20 protein-coding genes are annotated in these 20,335 nt (G+C 43.0%); 18 read left to right on the top strand and 2 right to left on the bottom strand.

The genetic code is table 11. The annotated features are described in order from the left end of the window. Positions 1 to 45: 45 nt before the first annotated feature. The 7 genes from neuC to MUK70_RS25970 all read left to right on the top strand — a co-directional run bounded on the left by neuC (position 46) and on the right by MUK70_RS25970 (position 8,413). The gene (gene neuC / locus MUK70_RS26000; RefSeq protein ID WP_234657251.1) at positions 46 to 1,041 is read left to right on the top strand and encodes a UDP-N-acetylglucosamine 2-epimerase; all 996 of its coding nucleotides are present in this window, start codon (positions 46 to 48) and stop codon (positions 1,039 to 1,041) included. Then, a complete protein-coding gene (locus tag MUK70_RS25995; protein ID WP_234657253.1) occupies positions 1,041 to 1,766 on the top strand; it encodes an acylneuraminate cytidylyltransferase family protein in 726 nt (241 codons plus the stop codon). The genes neuC and MUK70_RS25995 overlap by 1 nt, the downstream gene beginning before the upstream one ends. Continuing rightward, entirely contained in the window at positions 1,706 to 3,121 is a 1,416-nt protein-coding gene (locus tag MUK70_RS25990) for a CDP-glycerol glycerophosphotransferase family protein (protein WP_234657255.1), read from the top strand. Before MUK70_RS25995 ends, MUK70_RS25990 begins: the two co-directional genes overlap by 61 nt. After that, positions 3,109 to 4,512: an O-antigen ligase family protein gene (locus MUK70_RS25985; RefSeq protein ID WP_234657256.1), complete on the top strand. Its 1,404-nt coding sequence runs from the start codon at positions 3,109 to 3,111 to the stop codon at positions 4,510 to 4,512. Before MUK70_RS25990 ends, MUK70_RS25985 begins: the two co-directional genes overlap by 13 nt. Then, entirely contained in the window at positions 4,505 to 5,491 is a 987-nt protein-coding gene (locus tag MUK70_RS25980) for a glycosyltransferase family protein (RefSeq protein WP_234657257.1), read from the top strand. Before MUK70_RS25985 ends, MUK70_RS25980 begins: the two co-directional genes overlap by 8 nt. 342 nt (positions 5,492 to 5,833) lie before the next feature. Beyond that, complete coding sequence (gene dnaG, locus MUK70_RS25975) at positions 5,834 to 7,837, top strand: DNA primase (RefSeq protein WP_234657258.1); 2,004 nt, start codon at positions 5,834 to 5,836, stop codon at positions 7,835 to 7,837. Positions 7,838 to 7,861: 24 nt separating this feature from the next. Beyond that, entirely contained in the window at positions 7,862 to 8,413 is a 552-nt protein-coding gene (locus MUK70_RS25970; RefSeq protein ID WP_234657259.1) for a DUF4136 domain-containing protein, read from the top strand. 55 nt (positions 8,414 to 8,468) lie between these two features. Here MUK70_RS25970 and MUK70_RS25965 read toward each other — a convergent pair whose 3' ends face one another. Beyond that, positions 8,469 to 8,771 carry a YtxH domain-containing protein gene (locus MUK70_RS25965; RefSeq protein WP_234605400.1) on the bottom strand — a complete coding sequence of 101 codons (303 nt, stop codon included), beginning with the start codon at positions 8,769 to 8,771 and terminating at the stop codon, positions 8,469 to 8,471. A 57-nt stretch (positions 8,772 to 8,828) separates the two neighbouring features. Between MUK70_RS25965 and MUK70_RS25960 the strand changes: the two genes are divergently transcribed. Next, positions 8,829 to 9,956 (top strand): WD40/YVTN/BNR-like repeat-containing protein, encoded by a 1,128-nt coding sequence (locus MUK70_RS25960; protein ID WP_234657260.1) that lies wholly within the window; start codon positions 8,829 to 8,831, stop codon positions 9,954 to 9,956. A 2-nt stretch (positions 9,957 to 9,958) separates the two neighbouring features. Here MUK70_RS25960 and MUK70_RS25955 read toward each other — a convergent pair whose 3' ends face one another. Further along, on the bottom strand, positions 9,959 to 10,966 hold the full coding sequence (locus MUK70_RS25955; protein ID WP_234657261.1) for a YpdA family putative bacillithiol disulfide reductase: 1,008 nt from the start codon (positions 10,964 to 10,966) through the stop codon (positions 9,959 to 9,961). 124 nt (positions 10,967 to 11,090) lie between these two features. Between MUK70_RS25955 and MUK70_RS25950 the strand changes: the two genes are divergently transcribed. The 10 genes from MUK70_RS25950 (at position 11,091) to MUK70_RS25910 (ending at position 20,331) form a co-directional block, all read left to right on the top strand. After that, positions 11,091 to 12,092: an aminodeoxychorismate synthase component I gene (locus MUK70_RS25950; protein WP_234657262.1), complete on the top strand. Its 1,002-nt coding sequence runs from the start codon at positions 11,091 to 11,093 to the stop codon at positions 12,090 to 12,092. Further along, positions 12,070 to 12,672 (top strand): aminotransferase class IV family protein, encoded by a 603-nt coding sequence (locus MUK70_RS25945; RefSeq protein WP_234657263.1) that lies wholly within the window; start codon positions 12,070 to 12,072, stop codon positions 12,670 to 12,672. The genes MUK70_RS25950 and MUK70_RS25945 overlap by 23 nt, the downstream gene beginning before the upstream one ends. A 42-nt stretch (positions 12,673 to 12,714) precedes the next feature. Beyond that, positions 12,715 to 12,945 (top strand): hypothetical protein, encoded by a 231-nt coding sequence (locus MUK70_RS25940; protein ID WP_234605405.1) that lies wholly within the window; start codon positions 12,715 to 12,717, stop codon positions 12,943 to 12,945. Continuing rightward, positions 12,936 to 13,235, top strand: a complete 300-nt coding sequence (locus MUK70_RS25935) for a type II toxin-antitoxin system RelE/ParE family toxin (RefSeq protein WP_234657264.1) — start codon at positions 12,936 to 12,938, stop codon at positions 13,233 to 13,235. The genes MUK70_RS25940 and MUK70_RS25935 overlap by 10 nt, the downstream gene beginning before the upstream one ends. 85 nt (positions 13,236 to 13,320) lie before the next feature. Further along, positions 13,321 to 15,813, top strand: a complete 2,493-nt coding sequence (priA, locus tag MUK70_RS25930; protein WP_234657266.1) for a replication restart helicase PriA — start codon at positions 13,321 to 13,323, stop codon at positions 15,811 to 15,813. A 28-nt stretch (positions 15,814 to 15,841) separates the two neighbouring features. Beyond that, on the top strand, positions 15,842 to 17,281 hold the full coding sequence (gene pyk, locus MUK70_RS25925) for a pyruvate kinase (protein ID WP_234605411.1): 1,440 nt from the start codon (positions 15,842 to 15,844) through the stop codon (positions 17,279 to 17,281). 145 nt (positions 17,282 to 17,426) lie between these two features. Further along, the gene (locus tag MUK70_RS25920; protein WP_244784541.1) at positions 17,427 to 18,074 is read left to right on the top strand and encodes a Uma2 family endonuclease; all 648 of its coding nucleotides are present in this window, start codon (positions 17,427 to 17,429) and stop codon (positions 18,072 to 18,074) included. 133 nt (positions 18,075 to 18,207) lie between these two features. Next, positions 18,208 to 18,330: a hypothetical protein gene (locus tag MUK70_RS30895; RefSeq protein ID WP_255716686.1), complete on the top strand. Its 123-nt coding sequence runs from the start codon at positions 18,208 to 18,210 to the stop codon at positions 18,328 to 18,330. Between the two features lie 146 nt (positions 18,331 to 18,476). Beyond that, positions 18,477 to 18,851, top strand: a complete 375-nt coding sequence (locus tag MUK70_RS25915) for a BlaI/MecI/CopY family transcriptional regulator (protein WP_234657471.1) — start codon at positions 18,477 to 18,479, stop codon at positions 18,849 to 18,851. A 10-nt stretch (positions 18,852 to 18,861) separates the two neighbouring features. After that, positions 18,862 to 20,331 carry a M56 family metallopeptidase gene (locus tag MUK70_RS25910; RefSeq protein ID WP_234657269.1) on the top strand — a complete coding sequence of 490 codons (1,470 nt, stop codon included), beginning with the start codon at positions 18,862 to 18,864 and terminating at the stop codon, positions 20,329 to 20,331. Positions 20,332 to 20,335 lie beyond the last annotated feature (4 nt).

Below are 20,335 nucleotides of genomic sequence, written 5' to 3'. Positions count from 1 at the left end.
CAACTTGTGGTTACGGGAAGCAGCCTGCTGGAAAAGTTTGGCTGATTGCCTAAGTTAATCCGCCAGGACGGTTTTCGTCAGATCATTAAGGTTTCGAACCTGCTGGAAAATGAAAATCCGACGACGGCTGCGAAAACGACTGGCCTCGGCATCATTGAACTGGCTTCGGTTTTTGAAAATATCCGTCCTGACATTGTGGTAACCATTGCCGACCGATATGAAACCATGTCGGCCGCTATTGCAGCTTCTTTCATGAACATTCCGCTGGCCCATGTGCAAGGCGGCGAAGTGACTGGAAATATCGACGAGAAAGTACGACACGCTGTTTCAAAGTTGGCAGACGTTCATTTCGTTGCCACCGCGGCTGCCCGTAACCGATTGATTTCCATGGGAGAAACACCTGAAACGATATGGCATACAGGATGTCCGTCCATTGACTTGGCGATTCAGGTTAAAAACAATACATCCATGCATTTCGATTATGAAAGTTGCCGATCTATCTTGCCTGCAAGCCAATATCTGGTGGTCATGCAACATCCTGTCACCACAGAAAATGGTTTTACAAAAAATCAATTTTGCAGCCTGCTGAGCGCAATTGAAGCTTTAAATGTTCCCACCTTTTGGTTTACGCCCAACGCGGATTACGGAGCCGCACAGATATTTAAAGAGATTCAGCGATATAGTGAAAAAAGCAAAAATCCGAAAATCCATTTTCTGCGAAACCTCTACCCGGAGGCATTCCTAAGGCTCATTAAACATTGTGCATGTCTGGTAGGCAATTCAAGCACGGGCATCAGAGAAGCGTCTTTGCTCGGCATACCGGTTGTGAACATCGGCAGCCGGCAAGATGGCCGTGAAAGGTCCTATAATGTATTGGATATAGATTTTGACCCAGATGCAATTATAGATGCCGTCGAAAGCCAGCTTAATCATGGACCCTATGAAAGTTCGTTTTTATATGGAGACGGCAATGCTGGTATTCAAATCGCTGATTTGCTGGCGAGAATGAAGTTAAGTGTCAATAAACAAATCACTTACTAATGGAAACAAACAAGACAATCCTGGCGGTCATTCCGGCGCGAAAAGGTTCGAAGGAAGTTCCGGGGAAAAATATGAAATTACTTGGAGGCAAGCCGCTCATCCAATATACAATCGAATCTGCCTTGCAATCAGAACTTCTGACAACGATTGTGGTGTCGAGCGACTGCGAAGAAACTGTTGCTTTTGCAAAGACTTGGGAACGGATTGAAGCTCCGTTTATAAGGCCAGCTGCGATTTCCTGCGATGACACGCCGTCCATTGAAGTAATGAAGCACGTCATGAAGTTTTATAAGGAGCGCCAAATAGAGTTCGAATATGTATGTCTTTTGCAGCCCACTTCACCTTTCCGAAGTCCCAATCTGATTGACGATGCCATTAGGCACATGCTGAAAATGGATGCTGACAGTTTAACCACAATTCAGAAGACGCCGGACAAATACAATCCGCTCTGGGCTTTTCACTTGTCGAATGGTCAACTTGCGCGGTTCATATCCGACGTTGCTATGCCCTCGCGCAGGCAGGATTTGCCCGATTCGCATTACCGCGACGGTAATATTTATCTGCTCAAAACCGCATTGCTCAGTCGGAACCGTTTACTGGGCGGAAGGTGTATCGGATACCAGGCTAAAAATGAGATAGATCTTAACATTAACACACTACAAGAATGGAAGCTGGCCGAATTGCATATCGAAATGCACAACAGGGAACAAAAAAGCACATCCTGATCCTAATCACAAACAGCTTTGCCTGTATCAACATCATTCACAGTGGTTTAGCAAAAAAGTTGGCATCAGAATACGATGTGCATTTATTATCAACAATGATCCGGTCAGAACAACTCTTGCAAGTCAACAGTCATTTTGATCTCGATTTGAAGCTTATAGATTTGGATCTTCCACGTGAACCCACCTGGATTACTTATTTGCGCAGATTTGAAAAGATACTTTTTGCAGAGCACTTTGACATTGTTACGCAGCAAATTAAATATCAGCGTAAAGGAAAATGGACACAGTTCTGGGTGAAGAACTTGCTTTGGCTCATCAGTCATAAGAACGCTGCCAAAATAATGTTAAAGGCTATAAGACGCCTCATTATCTTCCTCACTTCTTTTTCCATCAAACTCAAAACCCTCCTTCCCTACCATTTCGAAGGTGTCATTTCCTCTTCACCGCTGGATCCGCGGGAGAATCGGATTGTCAATTTTTGCAGGAAGAACCGTATGAAAAGCCTGGCTATAATTATCAGCTGGGACAATATGACCTCCAAAGGGGTCATTAACGCGGATCATGACTATACATTGGTTTGGAATAATTTCATGAAAAATGAGTTTCTGCAATTTTATTCCATTTTCAACATTGCAGGGCCCAAGGTCATCGCTACCGGAATCCCGCGGTTTGACTGCTATTTTCAAGACCGTGCTGAATATCAAAATGCCGAAACCAGGAAAGGTTTGGATATTTTACCAGGCAATCGCGTGATTTTGATTGCTACGAGCGCACTTCGTCACTTTCCCAATCAGCTTGAAATCATTTTGGACGTATTGCACTTCGCAGAAGTTGAAGGCAATGTACACGTGGTTGTAAGATGCCACCCGGCCGACCCTTTCAATGCTTACAATCAATTAACCGATAAGAAATCGGTTACAATTTGGCACCCGAAAAATTTACCAAAAGCTGGTAAAGACCGATTTTACACGTGGTTTCCGGAGCTGAATTTTCTCGATTCACTTGCCGAAACGCTTCGGATTTGCGACGTCTGTATTCAGTTTGCTTCAACTATGAAGCTGGATGCGGCTGCTTGTGGCAAGCGTGTTATCAGCATTGCTTATGACGGAAATATGCCGCTTCCTCATCACAAATCCGTTGCGAGGCTATATGACTACAATCACCAGATTCCTTTGAATGCGTTGCAACTGGATGAACTGGTCAGGAGTAAGGAGCAATTGTTCATAGCATTGAAAAACAATTTAGACCACCGGGGCGCAAACAGCGAGTTATCGTCTATCAAACCATTCATTCATTTTACAGAAGCTAAATCGGTGGATTACACCGCAAATGTTATCGCAGAATGGTTGGATTAGTCTTTGAGATCTTCAAAAAGGCATTGGCAGCACTAGTAGTCGTTTCCGTTCTCGGAAAATTATTCGACCAACTGCTGACCTTTGGCGAGGACGAATTACAGACTGCCGTGGTCCTTGCTTGTTATGTATACTTCGTGATAAGCCTGTTTGCTGCTTCCCGACACAAACTTTTCCACGTCCTGGCAGTTCCTTTTTTGACACAATTTCTGCACTTGTTTCAAAAATATTCTTTTCCGGCAGGCGCTAATTCACTCTGGCGATTGGCCCCCTTTCTAATTTTGGATTCCTACTTTCTTTATGTTTTTATCCAAAAACCTGTATGCCTAAGCAAAGGAGAAAAGCTGTTTCTGACGTTCTGGATAATCACTCAGTTATTCTTTTTACTCATCTCACCTAATTTAGAGAACATTGTTTTCGGTGGTCTTCTCTTTTTTTCGTTGACCCTGCCCTGCTACTTCATTTACCTGAACTTGGTGAACACAGCGAAACACTTCCGGGAAAATCTGGAAATGTATTTATGCACATTATATATCATTCTCGGACTCGGCACATTTGGGTTAGTAATAGTTGGGGCCGGTTATAAGGGATCCGATAACTTGCTGGCTACGAGGAACATTACGGACACAAATGTAACAATGGCCTATTTTATTCTTCTCTGGCCATTCGTCTTGCTTTTCGCCGAACGACACGCATTAAACAGTTTGATCAGACTTGTTCTCTACAGCATTTTATCCGGCGTCGTCATCTTCTCATTTTCTCGCGGCGCTGTGCTGCTGGTTATGCCCTATATGCTTATAACAACGTTTCTCATAGGAAATGTAATGCGATTTTGGTGGGTGGTAGCGCTTTTGACATTAGTCATAAACGTTTTCCCAGACCTGATTTTCGACTACAAAGATTGGGATATGGCGTATTTCTGGACACTGCGCTTCGGTGGTGTCATGGCGACCGATTCGGTATTGGATAAATTACAACAGGCCAGCGGCCGAGCAGAAATCCATGAAATCGCCTACAATTTGTTTTTATCCAAACCCTTGGTAGGCCACGGAACGGGAAGTTTTGAAATGCTTGGTCCCGGTTACCGTGAAGCACATTCGCTTTTTTATACATTACTCGCTGAAAACGGGCTTCTCGGCTTGATCTGCATGTATAGTTTACTCTTTTTCCTGCTGATTTCGACTTTGTCAGTTTGCCGCAGTAACCAAAAATATGCGCTATTGCCGCTTAGCCTCATCTTTTATCTCGCATTTAACCATACTGTAGGCAGTGTTTTCGTGATCCTGCCGGCCAGAAGTGTGACCATTAATTGCTTGGCTCCCATGTTGCTGCTATGCCTCTTTTTTTATGCTAAGAGCATCCAAACTCATGCTGCTGCCCCTAAATATGAGTAAGATTCTTATCATAGGAAGGATTCCGCCACCAATCGGCGGTGTCACAATGCATGTAAGCCGCTTACTTGAAAGTCTGACAGCAAATGGTTTCCAACATTTTTCTTTCTGTGATCTCGCAAACGAAAGTCCATACCGGATAATAAAGAAGATTGTCAAGCACAGGAGTATACATTTGCATATTTCCAATCCATTCTTCCAGTTTTTACTGGCAACATTTTGCCTCCTTACACGGAAAAAACTGCTTTTAACCTATCATGGAAATTGGGGCCGCTATGGAATGTTAGGAAACGGAGCTGTAAAGTTGTCTGCCTGGCTATGCTCGATTCCGATTGTGCAGAATAAGGAAAGTCTGGTGATGGCTAAGCATTTTAACAGGAATGCACTGCTTATCTCGACATTTATTCCACCTACGCACACAATTCCAGTGGATCCGCAGCTGGCTCAACAGTTAAATAATTTCAGGAAGCGTTTCAAATTTGTGTTTTGTACGAATGCTTGGAATCTGGTCTTCGATAAAAATGGCCGTGAGACTTACGGCATTTCGCATATCATAAGCAGTATGCGTAATGTAAATTTCGGCGGTTTAATCATTTCAGATCCGTCCGGAAATTATCAACCGTTCATTAACAGGACGCTCGGCCTGGTCCCAGACAATGTCATTTTCATTGAAGGACCGCACGACTTCGGCAATGTGCTGCACATGTCGGATGCATTTATCAGGAACACAACCACAGATGGTGTTTCCTTATCTATATACGAGGCCCACGAACGGAATGTAGTGGTGCTTGCTTCTGCCAACGCTTCGCGCGCAGACTTCTGTAATGTTTATAGAGACATTTCAACAATTGACCTTGTTAAAGCACTGGAAAAAGGGCGAAGTCGTTTGCAGAATGGGGAAAAAACAGCGGGACCTAATGTAACAAATCAGTTAATCAGGCTGTACAAGCATTGCATCGAACTGAATTTTAGGCTCTTATAAAAAAAAACAAAGGCATAGAAAAATTTCCATGCCCTGTTTCACACTATACACACACTATATTTTAAATATCTATATATCGATTGATAATTTCCCGGATAACTTTCAACACCGCAAAATAACAAATTAAAGTAATTAGAAAAAAGCTTTCTAATATGATTTTCTTGGCTAAAATTAGAAAATGCTGGACAATTCTTTAAAATTATTTTACTTGTTAGCGTTGGCTGCATCAAATTTACGGAATTATTGTTTAAAAATTGTTCAAGGTGTCACACCTAGTTAAATTCGTAAAGCGAAACATCCTGTAACATTGCACAACTATGTGCTGAATTTAAATAACAAGAAATGCGTATAAATCCCGAAACCGTTGAACGGATCAAACAAGCCACCGACATTGTCGAAGTGGTAGGGGATTTTGTGTCTTTGAAAAAGAAAGGGGCTAATTATTCGGCGTGCTGCCCGTTTCACAATGAAAAAACTCCTTCGTTTAATGTCAATCCAGTCAGGCAGATCTATAAATGCTTCGGATGTGGCGCTGCAGGGGATTCGATCAAGTTTGTCATGGACATTGATGGCATCGGTTATGGAGAGGCATTGCGTTATTTGGCCGATAAATACAATATTGAGATTGAGCAAGAGGAAGTTACGGATGAAGAAGCCCTTCGCCAGAATGAGCGCGAAAGCCTTTACATTATTCTGAATTTTGCAAAAAACTTTTACGTGCAACAATTGCACGAAAGTGATGAAGGCCAGGCTGTGGGCCTCAGTTATTTTAAAGAAAGAGGTTTTACCGGAGAAATTCGGAAGAAATTCGAGCTGGGTTATAGCTTAGATACATGGGATGCCTTCTCAAAAGTTGCCTTGGAGAAGGGCTATTCTTCCCAATTACTTGAAAAAGCCGGCTTATTAATCCATAAAGAAGGTTCTCAAACCGCTGGATATGACCGTTTCCGGGGAAGGGTTATTTTTCCAATTCACAATGTCGCCGGAAAAGTCATTGCGTTTGGTGCCCGAATTCTCAAAACCGACAAAAGTAAAGCTGCCAATCAGCCTAAATACCTCAATTCACCGGAAACTGATGTTTATCATAAAAGTGACGTCCTATACGGTATTTTCCAGGCGAAAAATGCGATCAGGCAGCTGGATCACTGTTATCTGGTGGAGGGTTATACGGATGTCATTTCGCTGAATCAAGGCGGAATTGAGAATGTTGTTGCCTCGTCCGGAACTTCATTAACATTTGAGCAAATCAGGCTTATCGGACGGTTCACGCCGAATGTTACCATTCTTTATGACGGCGACATTGCAGGGATAAAAGCTGCATTGCGCGGGCTTGACCTTGTTTTGGAAGAAGGCCTTAATGTCAGCATCGTCCTTTTCCCCGACGGCGACGATCCCGATAGTTACGTTCGGAAGGTTGGGGCGGAAGCATTTAAAATCTATTTGAAACAAAATTCAAAGGATTTTATCACCTTCAAAACCGAAATGTTGCTGCAAGACGCTGGGAATGATCCTTTCCGGCTGGCTGCTGTGATTGGGGATGTCGTTAACAGCATTGTTAAGATTCCCGATGCCATCAAGCGGCAGGTGTTTTTCCACCGGACGTCAGAAATGCTGAAAGTGGATGAGCAAATGCTTATCACAGAAGGTAATAAACTTTTGCGTAAGCTGCACACGCAGAAACCACAGGAACGTCCGCCCCGCCAAAATCAAGCGTTGGAAAGTCCGGCAGATCTGGATGCATTGTTTTCAGGTGATTCCTTTTCCGGTAGTAATGAACCGCCTTCCGATTTTTTCGCCCCGAATGTTGGTCACACAGAGGTTCCGCAGCGTAGTAAACTGTATTATCAGGAAGAAGCGTTTATAAGATTACTGGTCGTACACGGAACGCGCGAACTTGAACCTACTATTACAGTTTGTCAATATGTGTTGAGCGAGATTGAAGGCATAGATTTTAAAGACTCCGTTTTTCATCATCTGCTGGTGCTGTTCCGCGAAAATTTCAACCGGAACCATGTTCTGCCAACGGATTATTTTCTGCATCACCACGAGCCGGAGATCAGAAACCTGACCATTGACTGGCTTGCCACCAAATATGAATTGAGCGAATTATGGTCTGAGAAGTATGAGATCTTTGTTCCTTTTGAAACTGATGTTTTAGATAAAACAGCCTTTATCAACATTCTGAGGCTCAAAAAAGCTTTTATTGAAGAAAAAATGAAGGTGTGTCTGCAACAAGCTGTTCACGCCAGAACAGAGGAAGAGCAGACTGCCATTATGAGTGAATTTATGTACTACAAAGGCATTAGTATGGCTGCTGCTAAGGAATTGGGCAGCGTAATTGGATAATTATCACTTTACATTTCTAATGTTATGGAAATCTTTCGGTTATCTTCTGTTGTACTGCTCTTTCTAAGTGTTTTCACAAGTTGCAGCTCATCTTATAAAATTCTAAAATCTCAACAGGAGGATAACTTCAAATTGTCGGATTATGCCACTTTCGGGTTTTACGACATTGAAGCAAAAGGAGATACTATTTCACAGAATTTTGAAAAGAATATTGGCATCATCAAAACGGCAATTGCACAAAATTTGCAGTCGAAAGGTCTTGACGAGGCCCGAGACGCGAGTTTGATAGTGAACATTGCTTTGAATGTGCAAGAAAAAGCACAAACCCGCCAGACTGACTTTCGCACAGACGGACTTCCTCGCTACATGGGCCAACGGCGTTATTCGTGGAAAAGCGAAGAGGTTGTAGTAGGGAAATATCGCGAGGGGACCATTATGATCGATTTGGTGGATGCCGCTACTAATAAGATGGTTTGGCAGGGAGGAGCGGAAGGGATTATTCCGGAGAAAAGCCAAAACTTTGAAAATGACGTTAATCAGGCTGTTAAGGAGATTATTGAAAACATTCCAAAATAAAAAAAGGGCTGCTTCGGTAAAGAAACAACCCTTTCAATATTGTTGATATCGGAGCTTAACCATTATTATTTACTACCCCACGTACTCTTTCATTCACATTATCAGCAACAGAACCTGCTTTGTCCTTCACAGAACCAACATTTTTCAAAAACCCGTCCTTCAATTTGTCGGCTAGCACGGACAACTCTTCCAGGCTTTTTTCGTATTTGTCTTTTGCATTTCCGCTAAGATCATTTGCTTTGTTCTTAATCAGTTTGCGTGTGTCTTTTCCATCATTAGGAGCAACTAAAAGACCGATTGCAATACCTGTCAGAAGTGCCCCGAGTGAGCCTATCAGAAATTTTTGATTCTTGTTCATATGAATTTCTTATTTTGTGAGAATAATACGTTTGAACTCAAAACTAGTACAAAAACTGTGCCATCAAACATTAGCATTTACAAACAGCTTATATTCATTGTAATACTCCTTGCGCCGCAATTGACTTCCGCACAGTGGAAGGTGATTGACATAAAAACGACCATTCATATGCGGGCAGTCCATGCAGTTTCGCCAACTGCCTGCTGGATTGGGGGTTCCAGGGGAACTGTTCTGAAAACTGTCAATGGTGGCAAGAAGTGGCTGACATCCAAGGTCCCCGGTGCAGATTCGCTGGATTTCCGGGATATTCATGCGTTTAACAAGGATGTCGCCATTGCTATGAGTGCCGGTGAGGCGCAGAAGGATAAGGCTAAAATTTACCGCACAGACGACGGCGGATTAAGCTGGTCGCTTGTGTACCAAACTACACAAAATGGGGTTTTTCTGGATGGAATCGACTTTTGGGATAAAAATAAAGGCATTTGCTTAGGTGACCCAATCGATGGAAGACTCTTCATTTTAACTACGGAAGACGGCGGGAAAAGTTGGCAGGAGCTGCCCTTTGACAAAAGGCCTGTTGCAGAACCGGGTGAAGCTTGTTTCGCTGCAAGCGGAACCTCTATTCTCGTTGCGGGAAAAGATAAGGTTTATATTGGAACGGGCGGAAGCAAAATGGCGCGCGTTTTCCGCTCCGAAGATTACGGACGTTCCTGGCAAGTTTCCTCCACTACCCTGCCAGCCGGCCCTACTAGCGGGATTTTCGGATTGAGGTTTTGGTCAAAGAAAAGCGGGATTGCCGTAGGTGGCGATTATAAAAAGACGACAGATTCAACGCAAAATGTGCTCGTAACGCGTGATGGCGGCATAACCTGGGAATTAGCAGGCATGACCAAACCCACCGGATTGAAAGAAAGTGTTGTTTTATACCATAAAACAGATGCAGTCTGGAACGGCGAATCAGAGATTCGTTCCGATGACTACGCGCTGATTGCCAGCGGACCGTCGGGAAACAGTTATTCGCCTGATTGGGGGAAAACATGGCGAGAGCTTGGAAAAGAAGGATTTCACGCCATGAGCTTTGCAGGCAATGTTGGGTATGGCGTTGGAGCCAATGGTTTAATCGGAAAAATTGAAAAATTTTCTACTAAGAAAAAGAAACGCAAACTTGTGCTGGTCGAGCAATAGGGTCAAATGCGGTCTATCAGCTCCCTGACCTTTCTGACTTCCCGGCCCGACAAATGATCCGCTATTGCGGCAGCATGATCGCGGCCGTTTTCTATAAATACTTTTTCCGTAAAAACGCCCGCCATAACGGTTCCGCAGAGATAAAGCCCCGGCACATTAGTTTCAAATGTTTCTTTGTCGAATGTTGGAACCTTGGTTACCTCGTCCAAAGCAACCCCGCAGCGGGAAAGTAAATGTTCATCCGGCAAGTAACCCACAAGTAAAAACACAAAATTGGCTGGTAACCACTCTGTTTCGCCTGTTTCCAGGTTTTCAATTTCTATTCTGCCCGGCTCAATGCGCTTTGTAATGCTGTTAAATCGCGTGTGGATCTTCCCTTCCTTTACCCGGTTTTTGACATCAGGAACAAGCCAATATTTCACTTTTGTACGAAAATCTGCCTCCTTGTGCACGATTGTCACGTGCGCATCGTGCCTGTAAAGTTCTAATGCTGCCTCCACGGAGGAATTGGACCCTCCTACCAGGACCACGTTAGTAAAAGAATATTTAAAAGGCTCGTCATAGTAATGCGAAACGTGCGGCAGGTTTTCACCCGGCACATTCAACATTCTCGGCACATCAAAATAGCCCGTCGCTAAAACAACATTTTTCGACTGGAAAATTTGTCCGTCATTGGAATAAGTCAAAAATGTTCCGTCAGACTGTTTTTCCGAGCGATCTACGTCGATAAACAGTTTGAAATTCAAATGATAATAGCCCGCAACCTTTCTATAATATTGTAATGCCTCGTTCCGGTTCGCTTTAACCTCGGATATTGCAAAGGGGATTCCGCCGATCTCAATGTTCTCAGCCGTCGAAAAAAACCGCATGCGCCTTGGATAGCGCCTGATGGATTCTGTGAGATTCCCCTTTTCAAGGATCAGATAATCCAGTCCGCTTTTGGCCAATTCAACGCCCATTGCCAGGCCGCAAGGCCCGCCGCCGATGACGATTACATCATATATATGCATTGCGATAATCTCAATAATTGTTTATTCTCTAATCCAATAAACCCCCTAACTTAGATATTGGTTTCTGAACTTTGTAAATTAGCTGACTATTGAAAATGCTCATTAAATCCTTCACAATAAACATTTGGAAGATCTAAAACGGAATTTTGCGGAAAAGCTGAATGCATGGGGGAAATCAAAAACTCCTTTCGTTTTTCTCGTGGATTACCGGATCGAAAAGCCACTTGCCTGGACATTGGACGATGAAAATTTAGGCGATATACGCTTCAATTTGAACGGTTTCGGTAACAGAGATGATGTTGATATCGAACCGCTTTCAGATTTTCAGTTTCACAAATTCCCTGTTTCCTTTGAGACTTATTTAGCCAGATTTGACTATGTTGTCAGCAATTTAAAGGCTGGAAATTCATTTTTGGTCAACCTTTCATTGCCTACCGACATAACGACAAATTTGAGTCTTGCAGAAATATTTGACCATAGCGAAGCGCCTTACCGGTTTTTGTATAAAGATGAGTTTGTCTGCTTCTCGCCTGAGGTTTTTGTCAAAATAAAAGGCAACCGGATTTCTTCGTTTCCAATGAAGGGCACAATCGACGGGTCTGTTGCCGATGCCGAAAATGTGATTCTGTCTGATTCCAAAGAAGCCGCCGAACATGCTACGATCGTTGACCTCATCCGCAATGACCTGAGTATGGTCGCCGAAAAAGTCTGGGTTGAAAAATACCGCTACATTGATCGCATTCAAACGAATGACAAGACATTGTTGCAAGTCAGCTCTGAGATTGCAGGCATTTTGCCCGATGATTTCGATGGGAAATATGGTGATTTACTATTAAAAATGCTTCCCGCCGGCTCGATTACGGGTGCACCCAAACCGAGCACGTTAAAGATCATAGAAGAAGCCGAAAATTATGATCGTGGCTATTACACAGGCGTAATGGGTTATTTTGACGGCGAAAACTTCGAGAGCGCCGTCATGATCCGGTTTATTGAAAACCAGAATGGAAAATTGGTTTTCAAAAGCGGCGGCGGGATCACGGCTCAAAGCAATGCACGAAATGAATATCAGGAATTAATCGACAAAGTTTACCTCCCCTTTTCCCATGTCCCGCACATTATGTTTTGAAACGATTTGTTGTGAAAATCGTGAACTGAAAAATTTGTCTTACCACGAAGCCAGACTTAACAGAACGCGTCATGAGTTATGGGGTTATTCCGATTATTGGAATCTGTCCGAACGCATTGTGATCCCCGATAGCGTCGACAACGCGCTATATAAATACAGGCTTTCATACAACAAAGAAATCGAAGCAATAAAATGGGAGCCCTACACACCCAGAACCATCCAAAAAATCCGCCGTGTATATCACGACACCATTGATTACCGTTACAAATACGAAGACCGCAACGAATTGAACACACTTTTTGCCCAAAGAAAAGACGCCGACGAAATCCTGATTATCAGAAACGGCCTGGTTACTGATTCGTTCTACTGCAATGTTGCTTTTTATAATGGAAACGACTGGTTTACACCCCGTTCGCCATTGTTACCCGGCACACAGCGGGCATTTTTGCTAGACTCAGGCGTCATTCGGGAAGCTGATATAAGGGAAAGTGATTTGAGGGAATATAGCAAAGTGAAGCTGTTTAATGCGATGGTTGGATGGGAAGATGCGGTGGAGTTGGGGATTGAAAGTATTGCTTAATGTCGATTTATTAATTTAAAACAAAAGCGTAAATTTGATCATATGGACATTCAAACTGAAAAAATCGAATTAGCAAAACGACTTCTGGACACCGAAGACAAGAACATCATTGATGCGGTTAAATCTGTTTTTAAGACTTTTGACTCTGATAATGCATGGGGTGATCTTCCTGAAAAGGTGGTTTTAGACGTTCAGGAATCAATCCGACAAATCGACGCCGGTTTGGAAATATCTCATGATAAAGCGAGGGAGACGTTTAAAAAATGGCTTTAGAAATTGTTTGGTCGCCGAGAGCATTGGACAATTTTCATGGCGTAGTTTCCCATTTAGAAGAAAATTGGTTTGAGTCTGTGATAAAAGATTTTGTAAAAAGGACAGAACATGTATTGCATATGATTGCTGATCATCCGAACATGTTCAGGCAAATCTCAGAAGATAGCCTTATCCGCGAAGCCGTTATTACGAAACACAATCTCTTGATTTATAAAGTAACAGAATCCAAGGTAATTGTCCTGGCTGTTTACGATACGCGCCAGCATCCTAAAAAGAAGCAAATTTTCTAGCGAACAGCGCTTCCCGGCAAGTCCAGCAATCAACACGTTGGATCGCAACTTGCCGCTTCATTCATAACCTTCGTCCCAGCAGCCAATGACCTCCCTTTTTGAGGAAGAAATTACTTTTTTTGCCGATCTGATTTTACCTGTTCCGATTCCTTCTTTGTTTACTTACAGGGTTCCCAGGGAAATGAGCGGGATGATCAAGGTGGGTGCGCGGGTAATTGTCCAATTTGGGCAGAAAAGAGTGATAACGGCTGTTGTCGCCCATATACATTCCAATCCGCCTTCCAAATATCAAGCCAAATACATTCTCGAATTGCTTGACGAAGAGCCTATTGTCACTACCCGCCAACTGGAATTGTTCAACTGGGTTTCTGACTATTATCTCTGCAACATTGGCGAAGTGCTTAATATTGCGCTGCCGGCCGGATTGAAAATTACAAGTCAGTCGAGAATTCAGATGAATCCTGAATTTGAATATGACGATTTGCTGACAGACCAGGAAAGGGTTGTCGTAGACGAGATTAAGAAGCATCAAACCCTTTCTTACGAAGAGGTGGAGCGGCTTTTACAGCGTTCCAACATTACGGCGATTATCAAATCGCTGGTTGGAAAGCGCGCGGTGATCCTTTTCGAGGAAGTTAAGGAACGATATAAGCCAAAAGTGGTTAGGAAAATCAGGTTAAATGCTGCTTACACGTCCAATGACGCACTTTCTAAACTGGCTGCCTCTCTCGACAAAACACCCAAGCAGCAGGAAATTCTATTGAAATATCTGAGTTACATTCCGGTTTATAACAATCCCGAACTGAATCAGAAAGGGCTGGACAAAACTATTTTCAGCCAGGATGACAATGTCTCAGACGCTTCGCTGAATACACTGCTTAAAAAAGGGGTTTTCGAGCAATTCGAGATTTTCATTTCAAGGTTCGACGACATTCCCGCTAGCAATGCCGTCATTACTTTGACCGAAACACAAAAAGAGGCATCCAAACAAATCCACGAACTTTTCGCGGAAAAGGAAGTTGTTCTTTTGCACGGAATTACAGGCAGCGGGAAGACGGAAGTTTACATCGAGCTTATCAAGCAGGTCCTGGAAAGTGGCTCGCAGGTGCTTTTTTTGCTGCCGGAAATTGCTTTAACGACGCAAATAGTTGTCCGGCTGCGGAAAGTTTTTGGCGACGTGATGGGCATTTATCATTCCAAATTTTCTGATAATGAGCGTGTTGAGGTCTGGAAAGGCATTCTGGATGGAAAATTTCAATTTGTAGTCGGCGTGCGTTCGGCTGTTTTCCTTCCATTTGATAATCTTGGACTGATCATTGTTGACGAAGAGCACGAAACTTCCTACAAACAACATGATCCTGCGCCTCGCTACAATGCGCGCGACGTGGCCGTAATTATGTCCTACATGCACAAAGGTAAAACGTTGCTCGGATCCGCAACGCCTTCACTGGAAAGCTATTACCATGCACAAACGGGCCGTTATGGCTTCGTGGAAATGAAACAGCGCTTTGGAAATGCTGCATTGCCGACATTTGAATTAATTGATACAAAAAAGGAGAAGAAGTCGAAGAAGATGAAGAATGAGTTTTCGTCTGTGCTGATTGATCATTTAAGACTGAATCTTCAAAATAAAGAACAGACGATCCTCTTCCAAAATCGCCGCGGTTACTCGCCTTATTTGCAATGTGAAATCTGTAACTGGATTCCCGAATGTGCGAATTGTGACGTGAGCCTAACTTATCATATGAAGGCTGGCGAGGTGCGTTGCCATTATTGCGGTCATAAAGAAGAAGTTCCGCGAATTTGCCCGCAATGCGGCTCTACGCAGGTGAAAACGATGGGTTACGGAACTGAAAAGATTGAAGATGAGATTCATTCCATGTTTCCGGAAGCGCGGGTGCAAAGGATGGACTTGGACACGACCAGGGCAAAAAACGCCTATCAGCAGATCATTTCAGAGTTTGAAGAAGGTGGCATTGATATTCTTGTCGGGACACAAATGGTAAGTAAAGGACTTGATTTTGACAATGTCAGCATTGTCGGGATTTTTGACGCTGACCGCATTATTCACTTCCCCGAATTTCGCGCTTCAGAACGGGCGTTCCAAATGCTTACACAAGTGAGCGGACGGGCAGGCAGGCGGGCAGAAAAGCCTGGAAAAGTGCTCATTCAAACCAATAATCCAGCGCAAAGATTGCTTGAGAGGATCGTTAATAACGATTACGAAGGAATGTATGCCGCTGAAATTGAAGAGCGCGAGAAATTTCATTATCCACCATTCACCAGGCTGATCAAAGTGACGGTTAAGCACGTCGATGAGGCCACTTCCAGCAAGGCAGCGAAGGTTTTGGCGGAGAAACTTACAGCCAACTTGGGAGCCAGCCGGGTTCTCGGACCACAGCCGCCATTGGTGGAAAGAGTAAGAAATCAGTTTTTGTTCGACATTCTCATCAAACTTGAACGAGAAAAGATTAATTTTAAGGCGGCAAAGTCATTTATACAAGAAAAGGTTATTGATATTTTAACCGATAAGACGCTCAAAAGCATCCAGGTCGTGATTGACGTGGACTGTTTATAAAAAAATCATTTTTACTGCATATTAATCTATGTCTTCCAAAAAAACCAGAATTGTTGCTACCGTAGGTCCAGCCTCCGAAACAAAAGAAACATTGTATGCATTGGCCAAAGCCGGGGTAAACGTTTTTCGCCTAAATTTCTCTCACGGTACTCATGCTGATCACCTCCAAAGATTAACTACCATTCGGGAAATCAACGAAGAACACGGCTTAAATCTCGCGATTCTACAAGATTTACAAGGACCAAAAATCCGTATTGGAATGGTTGCCGAGAAAGACGGTGTCTTGATCGAAGCCGGCAATAAACTGATCCTATCCAACACAGAAGTGCTTGGCACAGCTGAAAAAGTGAGCACGCCTTACGATGGCATGTATAACGATGTAAAAATCGGCGACCGCATTCTGATGGACGACGGTAAACTGGAAGTGCTCGTAACCGGAATGGACGGAAGTGACGTTATCACGGAAGTAATCTATGGCGGTTATTTGAAATCCAAAAAAGGTGTAAACCTACCAAATACCAAGGTTTCCATGCCTTCGGTTACTGCAAAAGATTACGAAGATTTAGATTTTGGTCTTGAAAACAATGTGGAATGGGTGGCATTATCATTCGTTCGCACAGCTTCGGAACTGATCAAAGTAAAAGAATACATTGCCAGCAAAGGCAAAACAGCTCGCCTGGTTGCGAAAATCGAAAAGCCGGAAGCAATTCTTAACATCGATGAGATCATTGAGGCAACGGACGCTATCATGGTGGCCCGCGGTGACTTGGGCGTTGAACTTCCGGCAGAGGAAGTGCCGATGATCCAGAAAATGATTGTTGACAAATGTAATAAGGCTGGGAAACCAGTAATTGTAGCAACCCAAATGCTGGAAAGCATGATCGACAGCCCACGTGCCACACGTGCTGAGCTGAACGACGTTGCGAACTCGGTTTTGGATGGTGCTGACGCTGTGATGCTTAGCGCGGAAACAGCTTCAGGAAAATATCCGTTGTTAGCCGTTGAAAGTATGACAAGAACAATCGAAAGAGTTGAATCGTCGACAAACAGCATTTATTTCAAACATCATGCTGCTGTAAGTGAAAGCACTAGCGTCAACAAAATAAATGATTACGTGGTTATGAGCGCTTGCCGTCTGGCCCGTGACACGCAGGCAAAAGCGATCATTGGGATTACACGCTCGGGTTACACATCTTTCCGTCTATCTCACCACCGCCCAAAAGCTGGTTTGCTGATTTTCACTTCTAATAAGGTGTTAATGAACCAGCTAGCATTGTATTGGGGAACAAAAGTATATTATTACGACCGCGACCAGGATGCTTCCACCGACGACCTGATCGAAGATATCAAGCAAATTTTGGTTGAAAAAGGGGAATTGCAAAAAGGAGATGTGTTCATTAACACGCTTAGCATCCCGGTTTCAAGACAACGTAAGACAAACACTGTTAAATTGAGCGTTGTAGAATAGAATAAGACGAATATTCAATATGCGAGCAGCAGGAGGCAACTTCTGCTGCTTTTGCTTTATATGGCAATGATTACCGTTAGAAAAATGGCGCTAACCGCAGGAACAATCCTTTTCAGCTCCAGAGTAAAAATCATTATATTTACTTATGAGCAAATCAATAGGACATATGATAGCTTCTTCCAATCCGCAAAAGGTTTTGCCTAAAAACATTTCTGCGAAAAATATCCCTGACGTTCTGATCCATGAAATTATTGACGGCGTACCCTTGTATCGCAAAGGTTACCGTGAAGTACTGGCCAAAACGAAAACGGTAGAAGAGATTATGGGTTGCAGCTCATTGCAGTTTTTTATTATTGATTACATCCTGGGAATTTTATATCCCGTCATCAACAGACAAAAATATATCATTGCGACAAACGAGGCCGGCCTCCATTTGGATAGAAGGAATAACCTGTCGGGAGACATTATGATCTTCGATAAAAATGTCCTCACCATCGATAAAATTGATACGCATTATTCGCAGGTGCATCCGATGATCTCCATCGAAATTGATCTGGATGTCGAATTGGAAAGGTTTACAGAGAACGGCTATATAACAATCAAAACGCAAAAGTTGCTGGACTTTGGAACTGATAAAGTGATTTGGTTTCTGACAAAACCAAAGAGTGTAATGATCGCTACCAAAGACAATGACTGGCGGACATTCAGCTGGGACCAGGACATTGAAATGCTGGATGGGATCTGTTGTAATGTAGGTAAATATCTGAAAGAGAAAGGTTCGGAGTTTGCCTGATCAGTATTCGTGCTACTAAAAGTCAGCCAGATCCTGCTTCAAAGCTTGCTTGCATACACAATTCGCTATATTTACTGATGAGCAAATCAATACTGAGAAGGTAATTTGGTTTTTGACCGAGTCAAAAAAGGTAATGATCGCAACGAAAGACAATGTCTGGCAGACATTAAGCTGGGACCAGGACGTTGAAGTACTGGATGGAATTAGCTGCAATGTAGGTAAGTACTTAAAGGATAAGGGCTCAGAGTTTGCTTGAACGAACTTAGTCCAAGGAAAAGCGAAGAAATAATCCTCTTCGCTTTTTTATTTTCTTTATATAACTAATAAAATAGTTTTGAAACTAAATAAATAGTATTACTTTTGAATGAGTAGTTCGAAATACTAGCAAGACAAATCAATATGATGGAAATACGCACATTAACGCGCGCCGAAGAAGAGATTATGCGGATCTTATGGCAACTGAAAAAAGCCTTTGTGAAAGACATTCTGGCCGAAATGCCCGAACCAAAGCCTGCTTATAACACGGTGTCTACAATTATCAGAATCCTCGAGAAAAAAGAGGTTGTCGGCTACACTGCTTATGGTAAAACGCATGAATATTTCCCGCTGATCAGCGAAGAAGAATACAAGCGCCATGAAATGCAGCAGCTTATGGTCAATTACTTTGATAATTCACTTCCTAACCTGGTTTCCTTCTTCGTAAAGGATAATGATCTCAAAACCAAGGATCTGGATGAAATCATGAAGTTGATCAATGACCACAAAAGCGACCAATAATCTGTGAGCCATGGAAACGCTATTATACATCGGAAAGGTTAACCTGTATTGGATATTGCTGATTGCCTGTTATCAGCTCATGCTTCGGAACCATACATTCTTTCGATGGAACCGCTATTATTTGCTTGGGTCCTTAATAGCGGCTTTTCTTCTTCCGCTCTTGATCTATCCGGATAGTGCGCCCACAATTCCTGTTGTATACCAGCTCAATGCAGCGACCTTTACAGTCGGAGCAAGCCAAGCCGAAGTGGCTCCGGCCATCACCTGGACGCAGGCAATCTGGACGATTTATGCAATCGGATTTATCGTTGCTGCATTCCGTTTTTTTAGGCACATTATCGAATTGGGGAAGTTTTTGAAAGCAGGTGAAATTATCGAGCTTGATGATTGCACTGTTGTGCTGATCGACTCGAATAACACCGGCTCTTTCTCCTTTTTGAAATGGATTGTAATCAACCGAAATGATTACGAACAGCATTTTGACGCCATTTTGAGACATGAAATGGTTCATACGAAGCAAATGCACAGCCTGGACATTTTGCTAATCGAGGTTTTAAAAATCTTTTTCTGGTTTAACCCATTTCTATTGCTTTACAAGCGCTACGTGCAGGAAATCCACGAATTCCTCGCCGATGCACAGGCACCCAACCGGGATAATTATGCCCGATTCTTGGTGTCCTATGCTTTGAAAGCGCCCATAACTTCCTTAACAAATCATTTTTTCAAGCCATCGCAAATCAAAAATCGAATTCGTATGATTTACAAAAACAGAACATCGAAATGGATGATCAGCACTTACGTGATCGCCTTGGCGCTGATCGGCAGCACCGCGTTATTTGTAGCAGGATGCGAGCAAACTGAGCAGTATGAGGCCGAAATTGCTGCAATAAACAAGCAAAAAGCAGAGGAGAGTTCGCCTATAAATGGTAAAGTTTTCACTGTTGTTGAAGAACAGCCAGAATTCCCCGGAGGCAACGAGGAGATGTTTAAATTTTTGGGCAGAAAGATTAAGTATCCAACAAAAGCTGCGAATGCCAATGTTCAGGGAAAAGTGATTTTACAATTTATCGTTACAGTGGAAGGTGATGTCAGGGACATAAAAGTCCTAAAAGGCATTGGCTCGGGTTGTGATGAAGAGGCTGCACGTGTGTTGGCGCTTTTTCCAAAATGGAAGCCCGGTCGTCAAAACGGAAAGCCGGTTAATGTTAAATATCATTTGCCGGTTAATTTTCAATTGGAAGAGAGTGATACTGAAAAAATCAGCAGCCAAATTAAATTGGACAAAAAAATGGCCACTGTGGTTCACTATGCATTTTCTCCGCTTTACATCCTGGATGGAAAAGAAATGAAAAACAGTGATTTTTTGAAGACTTTGCCTGGTGAAAAAATCGAGAGCATGGACGTTTTGAAAGGCTCACAAGCGGAGGAAGTTTATGGCGACAAAGGGAAAAATGGTGTAATTAAAATTACTACCAAGTAGGATA

Origin of the sequence: Dyadobacter chenwenxiniae, from assembly GCF_022869785.1 — a bacterium.
GTDB classification, from domain to species: Bacteria; Bacteroidota; Bacteroidia; order Cytophagales; family Spirosomataceae; genus Dyadobacter; species Dyadobacter chenwenxiniae.
The sequence above is the reverse complement of the archived record's forward strand: the minus strand, read 5'-3'. Positions and strand labels throughout refer to the sequence as shown.